Raw genomic sequence first — 13641 nt, 5'->3', positions numbered from 1 at the left:
GGGTGGTCAACGGGCGGATCCGCAGCGGCTCAGTCGAGACCGAAGTGGCTGGAGACCTCGGAGATCGTGTACTCGTTCCGGAGCTTGCAGGCGGAGTTCTGGTTCGCGAAGAAGCCGGGCTTCCAGAAGGCCTCGGCGCGGGGCACAGCCGTGAGCCATCGAACGGGGACGACCCATTCGCGCTGGTCCTGGTCATCGTCGCGTTCCGGGAACACGTAGGTGCCCTGCAGCGCCAATGACGACAGGGGCACCTCGGAGCCGTCGCGGTCGACGACGGCGTCCTCGAACGGCCGGGCGGGCGCGAGGACCTCACCGACGGCGACGTAGCCCGACTTGGGGATGTGGGTGAGGACGCGGGCGCCGACGGGCAGTTGCCGCATCGTGCGGGAGAACCACTCGCCGCCGCCCGCGGAGACGAACCCGTGCGTCCGCGCATCGTCCCAACTGCGCCCGCCCGCCTCCTCGCCGAAGCTCACGTACCAGTCGTGGCCGTTCCACGCCGCCTGCTTCTTCGCCGCGGACGCCGCCCCGCTGCGGGTCGCGGTGACGCTCGCATCGTCGATGAGCCAGGTGCGGGCCAGGTACTCGCGGTCACCGTCGGCGAAGTAGTCGAGCAGGAGCACGTTGATCGGCACCTGGTAACCGCCCGACAGGTACGCCACCAGTCGTTCGGTCGCGTCGTCCATGTCGCTGGCGACGACGATCAGCTGGTGCCGGGTGTTCAGGTCGTCGGGCGCGCCGTCGCCGAAGACCTCGGCGAAGGCCTCGTCGAAGGAGGCCGCGCCGCCGGTACGCCGCTGGTAGTCGTCGAAGATCGCACGGACCTCGGGATTCTCCAGATCCTGGACCCACGAGGCGTAGTCGAGGACCTGCGCCACGACGTCCCGGGGCGTGCGGTCGCGCTTGAGTTCGATGACCACCACGTCGCCGTCGGCGTTGACGCCGAGCAGGTCGATGAACTTCCCGTACTTGGTGGGAACCTGGCGTCCGATCAGGAGGATCGGCTGGCCGAGCACGTCGGTCTGCGTCTCGATGATGTCCTCGAGGCGCGATTCGAGGGCCAGCTTCGCCGGCTGCACTCGCCGCGGCTCCCCGTCGATCCGCCACATCGCGATCTTCGTCCCCACTCGCCCCACCCCGATCGTCGGCTGCTTCTCGGGCAGCGTACGCGGCGCGACGGGGCGGCGGACCGATCAGGCCGACACGGTCTCCGGCTCCAGCTCGCGCCCGTACTTCGCGGCCAACCAGGCGCACATCATCAGCTGGACCTGGTGGAAGATCATCAGCGGCAGTACCAGCAGGCCGACGGGCTGTCCGGCGAACAGGACGGCCGCCATCGGCAGACCGGTGGCCATGGACTTCTTGGTGCCGCAGAACTGGATCGCGATCATGTCGGCGCGGTCGAAGCCGAGCTTCTCGGCGGTGTTCCGCGTGAGCCACAGCATCACCACCACGAGCACGACGGACAGCACGATCAGTTGCACCACGCCCACCCAGGAGACCTGGCTCCAGATGTGCTCGCGCATGCCGGCGGAGAAGGCGGAGTAGACCACGAGCACGATCGAGCCGCGGTCGACGTACTTCAGCGCGGCCGCGTGCTTCGCCACGAACTCCCCCACCCACGGCCGCAGCAGCTGGCCGAGGATGAAGGGCAGCAGCAGCTGCAGGCACAGGTCGACGATCGAGCTGCTGTGGAACTGCACCTCGCCGGTGGTCGCCATCAGCGCGAGCACCAGCAGCGGCGTGATGAAGACGCCGAGCAGGTTGGAGACCGAGGCGCTCACGATCGCGCCCGGCACGTTGCCGCCCGCGATCGAGGTGAAGGCGATCGACGACTGCACCGTCGACGGCAGCAGCGTCAGGAACAGCACGCCCGCGTACAGCTCGGGCCGCAGGAGCACCTCCGGTGCGAAGCGCAGGAGCACCCCGATGATCGGGAAGACCACGAAGGTGAAGCCCAGGATCACCACGTGCAGGCGCCAGTGCTTGAGGCCGGCCAGCGCCTCCATCGGGTGGATCCGCGCCCCGTACAGGAAGAACAGGACCGCGATCGCGACGGTGACGGCACCGTCGACCACGGGGACCGCGCGCCCCTCCGCCGGGAACAGGGCCGCGAGGCCGACGGCGGCGAAGATCGCGAGGATGAAGCCGTCGATCGAGAGCTTGCCGAGGAGGTTCCGCATCGGCTAGGCGGGCCGCGCCTCGTGGTCGCACATGCCCTTGAGGGCACACGCGCCGCAGCCGCCGGTCACGCCGCAATCCGCCGAGGGGTCGTCCGACGGTGCCTCGTCGTCGGCGCTGCAGCAGGTGGCCTCGGGCATCTGCAGGCGCGCCTGGATCGACGCGGCGCGCGCGCCCTGCAGCGCGCCGAAACCGGCGAGGAACAGGCCCGCGACCACGGCGACGACGATCGCGACGTACGACCAGGGCGCGTCCATCGCGAGTCCGATGAGCGCGCCGCCGCCGAAGATGACGCCAGCGGCCACGAGACCGGGCCCGGCGACGCGATTCGCGGTGCGCCAGAGCAGCGGGTCGGAGAGGGTCTGTTCGGTACGGACCCCCACGATGCCGTTCTCCGGGAGGCGGCCGGCGAGCCCGGCGCCGCCGACGACGACGGCCGCCACGGCGGCCAGGGCGAGGATCACAACCAGCACGAACACGATCTCTAGTTTAGAGACCCGTGCAAATCGCGTTCATGCAGGTGTTTGCGGGGCCGACCAGGACCGTCACTAAGCTGGTGGGGTGACGCAGAACGTTGAACAGACTCCCTCGGCCGGCCCCGCCCACCGGTACACGGCCGAGCTCGCGGGCGCCATCGAGCAGCGGTGGCGCGATCAGTGGCGCGACGGCGGCGTCTTCAACGCCCCGAACCCCGTCGGGCCGCTCGCGGTGGCCGACGGTGCGCTGCCCCCCGAGAAGCTGTTCATCCTCGACATGTTCCCGTACCCCTCGGGGGCGGGCCTGCACGTCGGCCACCCGCTGGGCTTCATCGCGACGGACGTCTTCGGGCGCTACCACCGGATGAACGGCGCCAACGTCCTGCACACGATGGGCTTCGACGCCTTCGGCCTGCCCGCCGAGCAGTACGCGGTGCAGACCGGCACGCACCCGCGCGTGACCACCGAGAAGAACATCGAGCGGTACCTGGAGCAGATCGGCTCGCTGGGCCTCGCCCACGACGAGCGCCGCCGCGTCTCCACCACGGACCCGGAGTTCTACCACTGGACGCAGTGGATCTTCCTGCAGATCTACAACGCCTGGTACGACGTCGCCCAGGACCGCGCGCGGCCGATCGCCGAGCTGGAGGCCGAGTTCGCCTCGGGCGCGCGGGCTCTGGACGACGGCCGGGAGTGGTCGGGCCTGACGGTGGCCGAGCGCGCCGCCGTGCTCGACGATCACCGCCTGGTCTACGAGAGCAACTCGCTGGTGAACTGGTGCCCCGGGCTGGGCACCGTGCTCGCCAACGAGGAGGTCACCGCCGACGGTCGCAGCGAACGCGGCAACTTCCCCGTGTACCGCAAGCAGCTGCGGCAGTGGATGATGCGGATCACCGCGTACTCGGACCGCCTGATCGACGACCTGGACGTGCTGGACTGGCCCGAGAAGGTCAAGTCCATGCAGCGCAACTGGATCGGCCGCAGCCGCGGCGCGCGTGTGGCCTTCACCGCCGCCGGCGAGCGGATCGAGGTCTTCACCACCCGCCCCGACACCCTGTTCGGCGCCACCTACATGGTGCTCTCCCCCGAGCATCCGCTGGTCGACCGGCTGACCGCCGACGCCTGGCCCGCCGGGGCGGACGAGCGCTGGACCGGCGGCGCCGGATCCCCCGCCGAGGCCGTTGCCGCGTACCGGGCGTCGATCGCCGCCAAGTCCGACCTGGAGCGCCAGGAGGGCAAGGAGAAGACGGGCGTCTTCCTGGGCACCTTCGCGGTGAACCCGCTGAGCGGCACCGAGATCCCCGTCTTCATCGGCGACTACGTGCTCATGGGCTACGGCACCGGCGCCATCATGGCCGTCCCCGGCCACGACGTGCGCGACCACGAGTTCGCGACCAAGTTCGGCCTGCCCATCGTCGAGGTGGTGGGCAGCGAGGCCGGCGTCGCCGACGAGGCCTACATCGGCGAGGGACCCGCGGTGAACTCGGCGAACGCCGACCTCGACATCAACGGTCTGGCCGTCGCGGAGGCGAAGGCCGCCGTCATCGCGTACCTGGAGAAGACCGGCGCGGGCCGGGGCACCGTGCAGTACAAGCTGCGCGACTGGCTGTTCGCGCGCCAGCGGTACTGGGGCGAGCCCTTCCCCATCGTCTTCGACGCCGACGGTGCGCCGCACGCCCTGCCGGAATCCCAGCTGGCCGTGCTGCTTCCGGAGGTCGAGGACTACGCGCCCGTCGCCTTCGATCCGGAGGACTCGGACTCGCAGCCCTCTCCCCCGCTGGCGAAGGCCACCGACTGGCTGAACGTCGAGTTGGATCTCGGCGACGGCCTGCAGGACTACACCCGCGACGCGAACGTCATGCCGCAGTGGGCCGGTAGCTCCTGGTACCAGCTGCGCTACGTGGACCCCACGAACGCGGAGGCCTTCTGCGCCAAGGAGAACGAGGCCTACTGGATGGGCCCGCGGCCCGAGGTCAACGGCGCGGGCGATCCCGGCGGCGTGGACCTGTACGTCGGCGGCGTCGAGCACGCCGTGCTGCACCTGCTGTACGCGCGCTTCTGGCACAAGGTGCTCTTCGACCTGGGCTACGTCACCTCGCGTGAGCCGTACCGGAAGCTGTTCAACCAGGGCATGATCCAGGCCTTCGCCTACACCGACTCCCGCGGCGTCTACGTGCCCGCGGAGGACGTCGTGGAGCGCGACGGGAAGTTCTTCCTGGGCGAGCAGGAGGTGAACCGCGAGTACGGCAAGATGGGCAAGTCCCTGAAGAACTCCGTCGCTCCGGACGACATCGCCCGCGACTACGGCGCCGACACCCTGCGCGTCTACGAGATGTCCATGGGCCCGCTGGACCAGGACCGCGCCTGGGCGACCAAGGACGTCGTGGGCGCGCAGCGCTTCCTGCAGCGCGCCTGGCGCGCGGTGATCGACGAGGAGACCGGCGCCGTCCGCGTCACCGACGAGACGCCGTCCGACGACTCGATGCGCGTACTGCACAAGACGATCGCCGGCGTCCGCGAGGACTACGCGGAGATGCGCGACAACACCGCCATCGCCAAGCTGATCGAGCTGACCAACCACCTCACCAAGGCGTACCCCGGCGGCGCGCCGCGCTCGCTCGCCGAGCCGCTGACGCTGATGCTCGCGCCCGTCGCCCCGCACATCGCGGAGGAGCTGTGGAGCCGGCTGGGCCACGCCGAGTCGCTGGCGCACGGCCCCTTCCCCGTGGCCGAGGGGCAGTGGCTGGTGCAGGACACCGTCGAGATCCCGGTGCAGGTCAAGGGCAAGGTCCGGTCGCGGATCACCGTGGGCGCCGACGCCTCCGACGAGGCCCTCGAGGCCGCCGCCCTGGCGGACCCGAGGATCGCCGAGCTGCTCGACGGCGCGCCGCGCAAGGTGATCGTCGTCTCCGGCAAGCTCGTCAACATCGTTCCGTAACAGAGGAGTCCGGGCATGAGTTCTCTCGCCGAGCAACTCATGGCCGGCCCTCGCGGTCGGCAGGTGTGCGTGGAGACGCCGTCCTTCACGGATCCTGCCCTTACCCGAGCACGATTCGAGCTGCGTCATCACCTGGACCCGGGGCCGACCGTCCGGCTCCGGATCGGCGACGGGGACGATGAGCCGATCGATGTGAGTGCGGAGATGATCGCGCTGAAAGAGGCTTTGGCGTCGGTCTGCGACGTCGAGGAGCATTTTGTGCACCTCGCACTCGAGACTGCGGTCGAGCAGGCCATGTACTGGCAGGAACCCGAAGGCGCGCAAATTCTGGCGGCGAGACCGGAGATCGCGCCCGAGATCAATGGAATCGCCGATCTCATCGCGAAGTCTCCGATCGCACAGTGGTGGACGGATCCGATGGCTGCGGATCAGTTCCAGGTGCGCAGGGAGGGCTGGCGCGAAGGAGCTCGGCTGCCAGCGGGATCCGTCCTCACGACGTGGGCCGAGGACACCAGATCCGAGGAGGCACGGGCGGCGGTGGAACGCCCGAGCGATCCGCGTGCGGCCTACAGCGCGATCTGGTGGTCCTGTCCGCCGCACCAGCTGATTCAGACGTGTTCGGCGCAGGCGTGCGTCCCCACCGGTCTGTACCTGGTGGAGGACGGGCTAGGCGAGACTCGGGCGACGGTGCACGGCGTCAGTGGCGCCGGCCGGGTACTCGAGATCGATTCCGCAGCGGTGTGGGCGGATCTCTGTCGTGAGTATCCGCTGGAGGTGACCGCCTCGAAGCGCCACGACTGGTACCGCACCACCGGCCTCGCGGACACCCGCTGGGTCATGCCGGACTGGGCGGCGGTGGCGCAGGAGTACGACGCGGTGCACCTGCAGGTCGGGGCCTATCTCGCGGCGAGTGGCACCGCGATCGAGGTGGAGCCGGGGGTGCACTCGGTGATCGCGGGGTGGGCGCCGGGCGACACCTTCTGGCTCACGGATGCCGTCGAAGTGGAACCTCGCGGCCGGATCTTCGTCAAGGATCGGGACGACGACCTGTGGCACGCGGAGGAGGAGAACCCGTGATCGGATCCGTGGCGGACCTCGCGACCGAGGAGCGGCGCAGTCTGCTCGAACTCGTGGAGGGCTTCACGGAAGCGCAGTGGAGTGCGCCCAGTCTGTGTCAGGGGTGGAGCGTCCGGGACGTGGTGCTGCACCACATCAGCTACGACCTGCTCGCAGGGCGGGAGACGCTGCAGCGCATGGTCACCGGCCGCGCGCATCCTGGCAGTTCTTCGAACGACGCACGCCTCGCGGAGCTCGCCGGGCTCACCACCGGCGACGTCGTGTCCGCCCTCCGCGCACACCAGCGGCCCACGGGACTGACCTCCGGCTTCGGCTGCCGTATCTCCCTGCTGGACGGCATGATCCACCAGCAGGACGTCCGCCGACCGCTGAGCCTGCCGCGGACGATCCCCGGGGAGCGCATCCGGCCGGCGCTGAACTTCGCACTCTGGGCGCCGCCGGTGCGGGGCGTGCTCCGGGGCAGGGGAGTGCGCCTCGTCGCCGACGACCTCGACTGGTCCTTCGGCCGCGGGCCCGAGGTCCGCGGCACGGCCGAGGCGCTGCTGCTCGCCATGGGCGGCCGCACCGTCGTCCTGGACGAGTTGACCGGGCCGGGCCTGGGTCGATTCACCCGGAACCTGGGAGCCCTCGGTACGCGCTGAGCCCGCCCCGTGCGGACGTGCCCTGCACGGAGCCGACGGCCCCGATGTGCTGACCCGCCGTGCGCTCCGCCGGCGCGGCTGAGCAGTCGCCGAATGTCACCTCGGGTCATGCCACGACAGCGAGCTGGCACGGCGGATCCTCGCGCCAATGGTTGTCGGCGTCGTGGTCGGAGAGCAGGTCCTCCAGCAGCGGAGGGCCATTCGGCCCGTCCAGCATCGCGGCGATGTCGTCGTGGATGGTGCCCACGAAGTCGCGGTAGAGGGCGCGTTCGTCCTGCGCGCGCCACGCGTCGGCGTACTGCTGGTGCCGTTGCCGGTGGTGCTCCTGCGCCAGCCGGTAGAGCTCCTCCGCGTGGTGCGAGTGGTTCACGCGGTACTCACCGGTGGGATCGCCGGTGCGGCGCCACCCGGTGCGGCCGGCATACTCGTCGCCCTCGGGCAGCGTGACGGTCTCGAATCCGCGGCGCACCTCGTCGTCACTGGGGACCACCTTGCCGTGGTGGGCATCGCAGGCCAGGGTCAGCACCGTGATGTCGGTGGCGCCCCCGTCGCGCCACTCGGTCTTGTGGTGCACCTGGCAGCGGGTGGCAGGCGCATCGCACCGGGGCGCGCTGCAGCCCTGCTCGGATCCGTAGAGGGCGATGCGCTGGTCCGCGGACGCCAGGCGCTTCTCGCGGCCGAGGTACAGCGGGCGCGACGCGACATCCAGCAGCAGACCGTACTTGGGGTTGGCGCCCATCATCCGAAGCGCGTCCTCGACGGGTAGTCGACCACCGGTGGCGGTAGTGGCGATGCCGGTCTCGGACTCGAGCTGATCGATCCCCAGGGTGATGATCGGGACGCACGGCATCCCGCGGTGCTGCCCGAGCGCACCCGAGCCGATCACGATCCGGAGTGCCGCGACGAACGCGTCGTGGTTGCGTTGCACGGCGCTTCGTCGATCCCGCTTCGCCGCTTCGGCGACGGCCTCCGCATCGTCGATGTCGACGGGGTGCTCCGCGTCCGCCGGGTTGTTCACGCCGGGGCGGGCGAGCTTCTCCAGCATCGTGTCCATCAGCGCGCGGGCCTCCGGTGAGAGCACCCCGCCGAGCGCGGACATGAGGTCGTCGCCTTGCCTGCCGACGGTCAACTCGCGCTTGCGGGCGACGTCCTCCGCGGAGGGTTCGGCACCGTCGGGGTCGAGGAGCTCGTACGCACGCCGGCCGAGGAGTACGACGTCCTCCGGCGTGCACCCGCCGACGGCGGCGGTGACCAGCATGTCCTCAAGATCGTGCAGGTCGGGATGGGAGAGCTTGGGGGAGCAGGTGTCGAAGGCCTTCTCGATCGCCAGGGCGTGCCGTTCGGACAGCGTGCCCGCGCGCTGGGCGGCGGCGACGAGGGGCAGGCGCGGATCGGGAGCGTGCCCGCGTTCCTGCCGCGGCGCGCGCGAACGGGCGCCGCGGATCCGGTCCCGTGCCTCGACGCCCGCCAGGCACAGCTGATCGACCAGGAGCTCCTTGGCGCCCGTGTAGCCGAGCTGGGCCGGCAGGTCCTGCTCGATGGCCACCTCGGTGAGCCAGTACTGGCTGCTGGGGACGGTGCGCGCGGCGCGCTCGAGGCGCCGGAGGCTGCCGAGGACCTCCTGCGAGGACAGCATGACGGGGCTCAGCGAGGCCAAGCGGTCGGCGGCCCGTTCGAAGGAGGCGAGCGCATCGAGATACTCAGCCGCAGTGCCGGAATCGATCATGAGCCGCCTCCCTTCGTTACTGCAATTCTACGCTCGTGTGCGAGAAAGAACAATATACTCGAACATGTTTCCGACGGGGCGACGATGCCTTAGCCTGGAGTCCTCGGATGAGGGGAGCGCCGGATGCGCCTGATCGACGATGCGGAGCGCCGCGCTCGCATGGCTCGCCGCCACGCCCTCGCGCCGCAGCATCGCACCGATTCCGTGCTGGACGCGGTGCGCGCCGTCGGCGTCCTGCACGCCACGGAGCCGGCGACGCCGTACCTGTCGGTGCACGCGCGGATGCACGACTTCGCCCGTGACGAGTACGAGCGCGAACTCTGGGAGGAGCGCTCGCTCGTCAAGCAGCTCGCCATGCGCCGCACCATGTTCGTCTTCCCGCGTGATCTGTACGGCCCGGCGCTGAGTGGCCCGTCAGACCGCGTCGCGGCCCAGGAGCACGCGAAGATCGCCAAGGACGCGGTCCGCGGCGGCATCGCCGATGACGGCGAGGCCTGGCTCGCACAGGCGCGCGCCGCGGTCCTCGACGCCCTCCGCGGCTGCGAGCTCAGCGCCGTGCGGCTCCGCGAGCAGGTGCCCGAGCTCGACGGCAAGGTGATGATGTCGGAGGGCAAGAAGTACGGCGGCGAGATGCACTTGGCGCCCAGGGTTCTCACCTGGCTCGGCGCGGCGGGGGAGCTGGTGCGTGGGCACAACGAGAGCCACTGGCGGGTGAACCGGAACCAGTGGTCCCGCGCCGACGAGTGGCTCGGCGGGCCGGCCGAGCGCATCGATCCGGCGGAGGCCTACGCGATTCTGGTACGCGAGTACCTGCGTGCCTTCGGCCCGGTCACGGAGACGGACGTGGTGTGGTGGTTCGGCGCCACCAAGACGGCGATCCGCGCCGCGCTCGCCGAGATCGGTGCGGTCCACGTGCGATTGGAGCGCGACGGCACCGGCTGGGTGTTGCCGGAGGACGTGGATCCCGTGGCGCCGGTGGAGCCGTGGGCCGCGCTCCTGCCCGCACTGGATCCCACGCCGATGGGATGGAAGGAGCGCGCCTTCTACCTCGATCACGGGTTCGCTACTGCGATCTACGACAGCGCCGGCAACGCGGGCACGACGGCGTGGTGGGACGGCCGCGTCGTCGGGGCCTACGTCCAGGACGACGAGGGCGCCGTCGGGCTGGTCCTCGCGCCCGGCACGCCCCGTGCGGCGCGGAAGGCCCTCGACGCGGAGGCCGCTCGGCTGCAGGACTGGCTGGCGGGGGAGCGGGTGAACTCGCTCTACAAGTCCCCGATCACCCTGCCCGCGTATCGGAGCTAGTCAGCGGACGACGGCGATCGCCAGGCCGTCCCAGCCCTTGATCCCGACGGTCTGCAGCGCGGTGGCATCCAGCCGCGGGTCGGAGCCGAGGCGCTCGAGGGCGCCGCGGATACCGTCGGCGTCCGGCCCCTCGTCCTGCAGGCGACGTACCACGTTGTCGAGCACGATGACGGTGCCCGGAACACTCAGCCGCAGAGCCCAATCCAGGTAGGCGCGGTTGTTGGCCTTGTCGGCGTCGATGAAGACGAGATCGAACGGGCCCTCGAGGAAGGGCAGGGTATCGAGCGCGGCACCGACCTTGATGTCGACGCGGTCGCCCAACTCGGCCTCGTCGAGGCTGGCCCGCGCGACCGCGGCGTGCTCGGGTGAGAACTCCAGGGTGACGACCGATCCCGACGGCCCGACGGCCCGGGCCAGCCAGGCGGTGCTGTATCCGCCGAGGGTGCCGATCTCGAGGATCCGGTCGGCGCGCGCGATGGACGCGAGCAGGTAGAGGAACTTGCCCTGCGTCGCGGAGACGGCGATGTCCGGGAGGCCGCCCGCGGCCTGCGCGGCGCGGATCGGCTCGAACGCGGCCGCGTCGACGGCCACCGTCCGCTCGAGGTAGTCGTCCGTCTCGGCCCAGAACTCGCTGCTCACCGTCCCGACCCTACGCCGATCGACGAACCCCGGCCACGGGGATCAGCGGGGCCGGAGCACGATCTCCGTGGGGTGCGCGTCCCCCGGGGTCTCGATCGCCTGGACCACGGCGCGGGCGACGCTCTCGGGCCGGAGCAGCCCCTCGGTGGCGTACTCGCGCCCCTCGGCGGCGAAGATGCCCTGCTGCATGTCCGTGTCGATCCGCCCGGGGAAGACGCTGGTCACGCGCAGCGCGGGCTCCTCCGCGCGGAGCGCCTCGGCGAAGGAGGTGAGTCCGAACTTGCTGGCCGCGTAGGCCGACCACCCGGGGTTGGCACGCTTGCCGGCGCCCGAATTGATCAGCACGACGTGGCCGCCCGCGGCGCGCAGCGCCGGCAGCAGGGCGCGGGTGAGCTCGACGACCGCGAGCAGGTTGACCTCGAACATCTCCCGCCAGTCGGCGGCGGGCGTGTCCTCGATCCGCCCGATGCGGCCGACGCCGGCGTTGTGCACGAGCACGTCGAGCCGGTCGATCGGTGCGACGAGTTCCCGGACCGCGGAATGATCGGTGAGGTCGGCCGGAAACGGTGCGGCACCGTCGAACTCGGCGACGAGGCCGTCCAGCGCGGGGGAGGGGCGGCCGCCGAGCAGGAGCCGGTGCGTGCCGCCGAGCCCGCGCGCGATGTGCGCGCCGAGCCCGCGGGAGGCGCCGGTGACGAGGGCGAGGGGGCGGGCGTCGTCGGTCATGCGGTCACGCTACCGAAGGCCCCGGGTACGGGAGAACCCCGGTCGAATCCTTGGGATCCGCCGGGGTTCTCGGGTCTGGGACGAGCGCTCAGAACTCCGCGTCGCCGACGAGGGCGGCCTCGGCCGGGACCTCGTGGGAGTCCGCGTCCTTGCCGCGCACCTGGGTCAGGACCACGGCGGCCACGACGCAGGCGATCGCGCCGATGTAGAACGGTGCGGCGGGGCTGCCGAACCAGTTCGCGAAGTGCGCCACGAAGGTCGCGGCGAGGGCGCCGCCGGCCCAGCGCAGGAAGTTGTAGCCGGCGCTGGCGACGGGGCGGGGCGCGTCGGCGATCGACATCGCGGTGCCCGTGAACAGGGTGTTCAGCACGCCCGACGGGATGCCGGACAGCACGACGACGGTGACGACCACCGCGACGTTCTCATGGCCGATGGCGGCGACCACCAGCAGCACGCCGTAGACCAGCACGGCCACGATGGAGCCGGTGCGCTCGCCGAGGGCGGCGGCGACCTTCGGCGCGAGCCACACGCCGCTCACGGCGACCAGCAGGCCCCAGCCGACGAACACGGCGCCGACGAAGTAGGCGCTCCGATGCAGCACGAACGGCGACCAGGCGAGGATGGTGAAGAAGGCGGCGGTGTAGAACGCGGAGCCGAGTCCGGTGAGGAACAGGCCGCGCTGGCGCAGCGCCTTGAGCGGAGCCAGGGGGGAGACGGTGCCCTCGCGCTGCCGCTTCTCCTTCGCCTCGGCCGCATCGGGCTTCAGCATCGTCGCGCACAGCACGGCGCCGATCAGCATGAGGACGGCGGTGCCGGCGAACGGTCCGCGCCAGGAGACGCCGCCGAGGACGGCGCCGAGCAGCGGCCCGACGGCCAGGCCCACGCCGAGCGCGGCCTCGTAGAGCAGGATCGCGCCCTGCTGGCCGCCGGTGGCGGCGGCGACGATCACGGCCAGGGCGGTCGCGATGAACAGCGCGTTGCCGAGGCCCCAGATGGCGCGCCACGCGACGAGGGCGCCGATCGAATTCGCCAGGGCGCACGCCCCGGCGGCGATCACGATGAGCAGCAGGCCCGCGATGACGGTGCGCTTCGCGCCGAACATCGAGGTGAACCAGCCGATGAACAGCATGGCGACCACCTGGACGCCGAGGTAGGACGAGAACAGCAGGGTGGTCTGGCTGGGCGTCGCGTGCAGGGAGTCGGCGATGGACACCAGGATCGGATCGACGAGGCCGATGCCCATGAAGGCGATCACCGCGGCGAAGGCCGTGACCCACACCGCCTTGGGCTGATGGGACAGGGTGTCGCGCAGGCTGGCGTGCGCGTGCTCTGTCTGGGTTCGTTCGGCGGTGGTCGTCATCGCAGCTCCTCTCGGGTTACTACGAAATTCTAACTATTACCCCGTGTTAAGGACAAGTCGGTGTGATCGATTCCTCAGTCGCCGTCGCGGTACCGGTCGATGAGCTTGTTGAGCGCGGGCACCGCCAGGTCCAGGTTCCGGCGGTCCTCGTCCGTCAGCTCGTGCAGGTGCTCGGCGAGGACCGCGTTGCGCGCCGCGATGAGCTCCGAGGTGAGCTGCTCGCCGTGCTCGGAGAGCTGCACCACGACCGCGCGCCCGTCGTCCGGGTCGGGGGTGCGCTGCGCCAGCCCCAGGCGCTCGAGTCCGTCGACGGCGCTCGTCGCGGAGGGCAGCCGGATCCGCAGGAACCGCGCCAGCTCACCCATCCGCACGGGGCCGAGGCGCAGCAGGCTCTGCAGCGCGGACTGCTGCGCCGGGGTCAGATCCGGTCCCGGCGTGTTGCGCCGCATGAGGAAGTGGAGCTGCAGCAAGGGGGATCGCAGTCTCGCGGCGAGGTCGTCCACCTCGGCGTCGGAGGGCGGGGTCGACGGTGCGCCGGGCGCATCGGACACGGAATTCATGCCCCGATACTA

The 13641-nt window shown here is 70.9% G+C and carries 12 protein-coding genes; 4 read left to right on the top strand and 8 right to left on the bottom strand.

Going from position 1 to position 13641, the window contains the following annotated elements:
* Nucleotides 1–29 precede the first annotated feature (29 nt).
* The 3 genes from ACLQ3K_RS23820 to ACLQ3K_RS23810 form a co-directional block, all read right to left on the bottom strand.
* The gene (locus tag ACLQ3K_RS23820) at nt 30–1127 is read right to left on the bottom strand and encodes an endonuclease NucS domain-containing protein (RefSeq protein WP_426001921.1); all 1098 of its coding nucleotides are present in this window, start codon (nt 1125–1127) and stop codon (nt 30–32) included.
* Nucleotides 1128–1193: 66 nt separating this feature from the next.
* Complete coding sequence (locus ACLQ3K_RS23815) at nt 1194–2183, bottom strand: bile acid:sodium symporter family protein (RefSeq protein WP_336672056.1); 990 nt, start codon at nt 2181–2183, stop codon at nt 1194–1196.
* A 3-nt stretch (nt 2184–2186) separates the two neighbouring features.
* Nucleotides 2187–2660, bottom strand: a complete 474-nt coding sequence (locus tag ACLQ3K_RS23810) for an SdpI family protein (RefSeq protein ID WP_336672054.1) — start codon at nt 2658–2660, stop codon at nt 2187–2189.
* An 82-nt stretch (nt 2661–2742) separates the two neighbouring features.
* Here ACLQ3K_RS23810 and leuS point away from each other — a divergent pair, with 82 nt between their 5' ends.
* The 3 genes from leuS to ACLQ3K_RS23795 are packed head-to-tail and all read left to right on the top strand — an operon-like array spanning nt 2743 to nt 7313.
* Entirely contained in the window at nt 2743–5595 is a 2853-nt protein-coding gene (gene leuS, locus ACLQ3K_RS23805; protein ID WP_426001920.1) for a leucine--tRNA ligase, read from the top strand.
* A gap of 15 nt (nt 5596–5610) precedes the next feature.
* A complete protein-coding gene (locus ACLQ3K_RS23800; RefSeq protein ID WP_426001919.1) occupies nt 5611–6672 on the top strand; it encodes a hypothetical protein in 1062 nt (353 codons plus the stop codon).
* Nucleotides 6669–7313, top strand: a complete 645-nt coding sequence (locus ACLQ3K_RS23795) for a maleylpyruvate isomerase family mycothiol-dependent enzyme (RefSeq protein ID WP_426001918.1) — start codon at nt 6669–6671, stop codon at nt 7311–7313. The genes ACLQ3K_RS23800 and ACLQ3K_RS23795 overlap by 4 nt, the downstream gene beginning before the upstream one ends.
* A gap of 106 nt (nt 7314–7419) precedes the next feature.
* On the opposite strand, the gene ACLQ3K_RS23790 is transcribed toward ACLQ3K_RS23795, so the two are convergent.
* Nucleotides 7420–9039: a DUF222 domain-containing protein gene (locus ACLQ3K_RS23790; protein ID WP_426001917.1), complete on the bottom strand. Its 1620-nt coding sequence runs from the start codon at nt 9037–9039 to the stop codon at nt 7420–7422.
* A 123-nt stretch (nt 9040–9162) separates the two neighbouring features.
* On the opposite strand from ACLQ3K_RS23790, the gene ACLQ3K_RS23785 reads away from it, so the two are divergent.
* Nucleotides 9163–10344 carry a winged helix DNA-binding domain-containing protein gene (locus ACLQ3K_RS23785; protein ID WP_426001915.1) on the top strand — a complete coding sequence of 394 codons (1182 nt, stop codon included), beginning with the start codon at nt 9163–9165 and terminating at the stop codon, nt 10342–10344.
* Here the strand turns inward: ACLQ3K_RS23785 and ACLQ3K_RS23780 are convergent, their stop codons facing one another.
* The 4 genes from ACLQ3K_RS23780 to ACLQ3K_RS23765 all read right to left on the bottom strand — a co-directional run bounded on the left by ACLQ3K_RS23780 (nt 10345) and on the right by ACLQ3K_RS23765 (nt 13629).
* Nucleotides 10345–10983 carry an O-methyltransferase gene (locus ACLQ3K_RS23780; protein WP_426001914.1) on the bottom strand — a complete coding sequence of 213 codons (639 nt, stop codon included), beginning with the start codon at nt 10981–10983 and terminating at the stop codon, nt 10345–10347.
* A gap of 42 nt (nt 10984–11025) precedes the next feature.
* The gene (locus ACLQ3K_RS23775) at nt 11026–11709 is read right to left on the bottom strand and encodes an SDR family oxidoreductase (RefSeq protein WP_426001913.1); all 684 of its coding nucleotides are present in this window, start codon (nt 11707–11709) and stop codon (nt 11026–11028) included.
* An 88-nt stretch (nt 11710–11797) separates the two neighbouring features.
* A complete protein-coding gene (locus tag ACLQ3K_RS23770; protein WP_426001912.1) occupies nt 11798–13069 on the bottom strand; it encodes an MFS transporter in 1272 nt (423 codons plus the stop codon).
* A 74-nt stretch (nt 13070–13143) separates the two neighbouring features.
* The gene (locus ACLQ3K_RS23765; RefSeq protein WP_224644730.1) at nt 13144–13629 is read right to left on the bottom strand and encodes a MarR family winged helix-turn-helix transcriptional regulator; all 486 of its coding nucleotides are present in this window, start codon (nt 13627–13629) and stop codon (nt 13144–13146) included.
* Between the last annotated feature and the right edge of the window lie 12 nt (nt 13630–13641).

Source organism: Tsukamurella sp. DT100, from assembly GCF_049844855.1.
In the GTDB taxonomy this organism is placed as follows: domain Bacteria; phylum Actinomycetota; class Actinomycetes; order Mycobacteriales; family Mycobacteriaceae; genus Tsukamurella.
The sequence above is the reverse complement of the archived record's forward strand: the minus strand, read 5'-3'. Positions and strand labels throughout refer to the sequence as shown.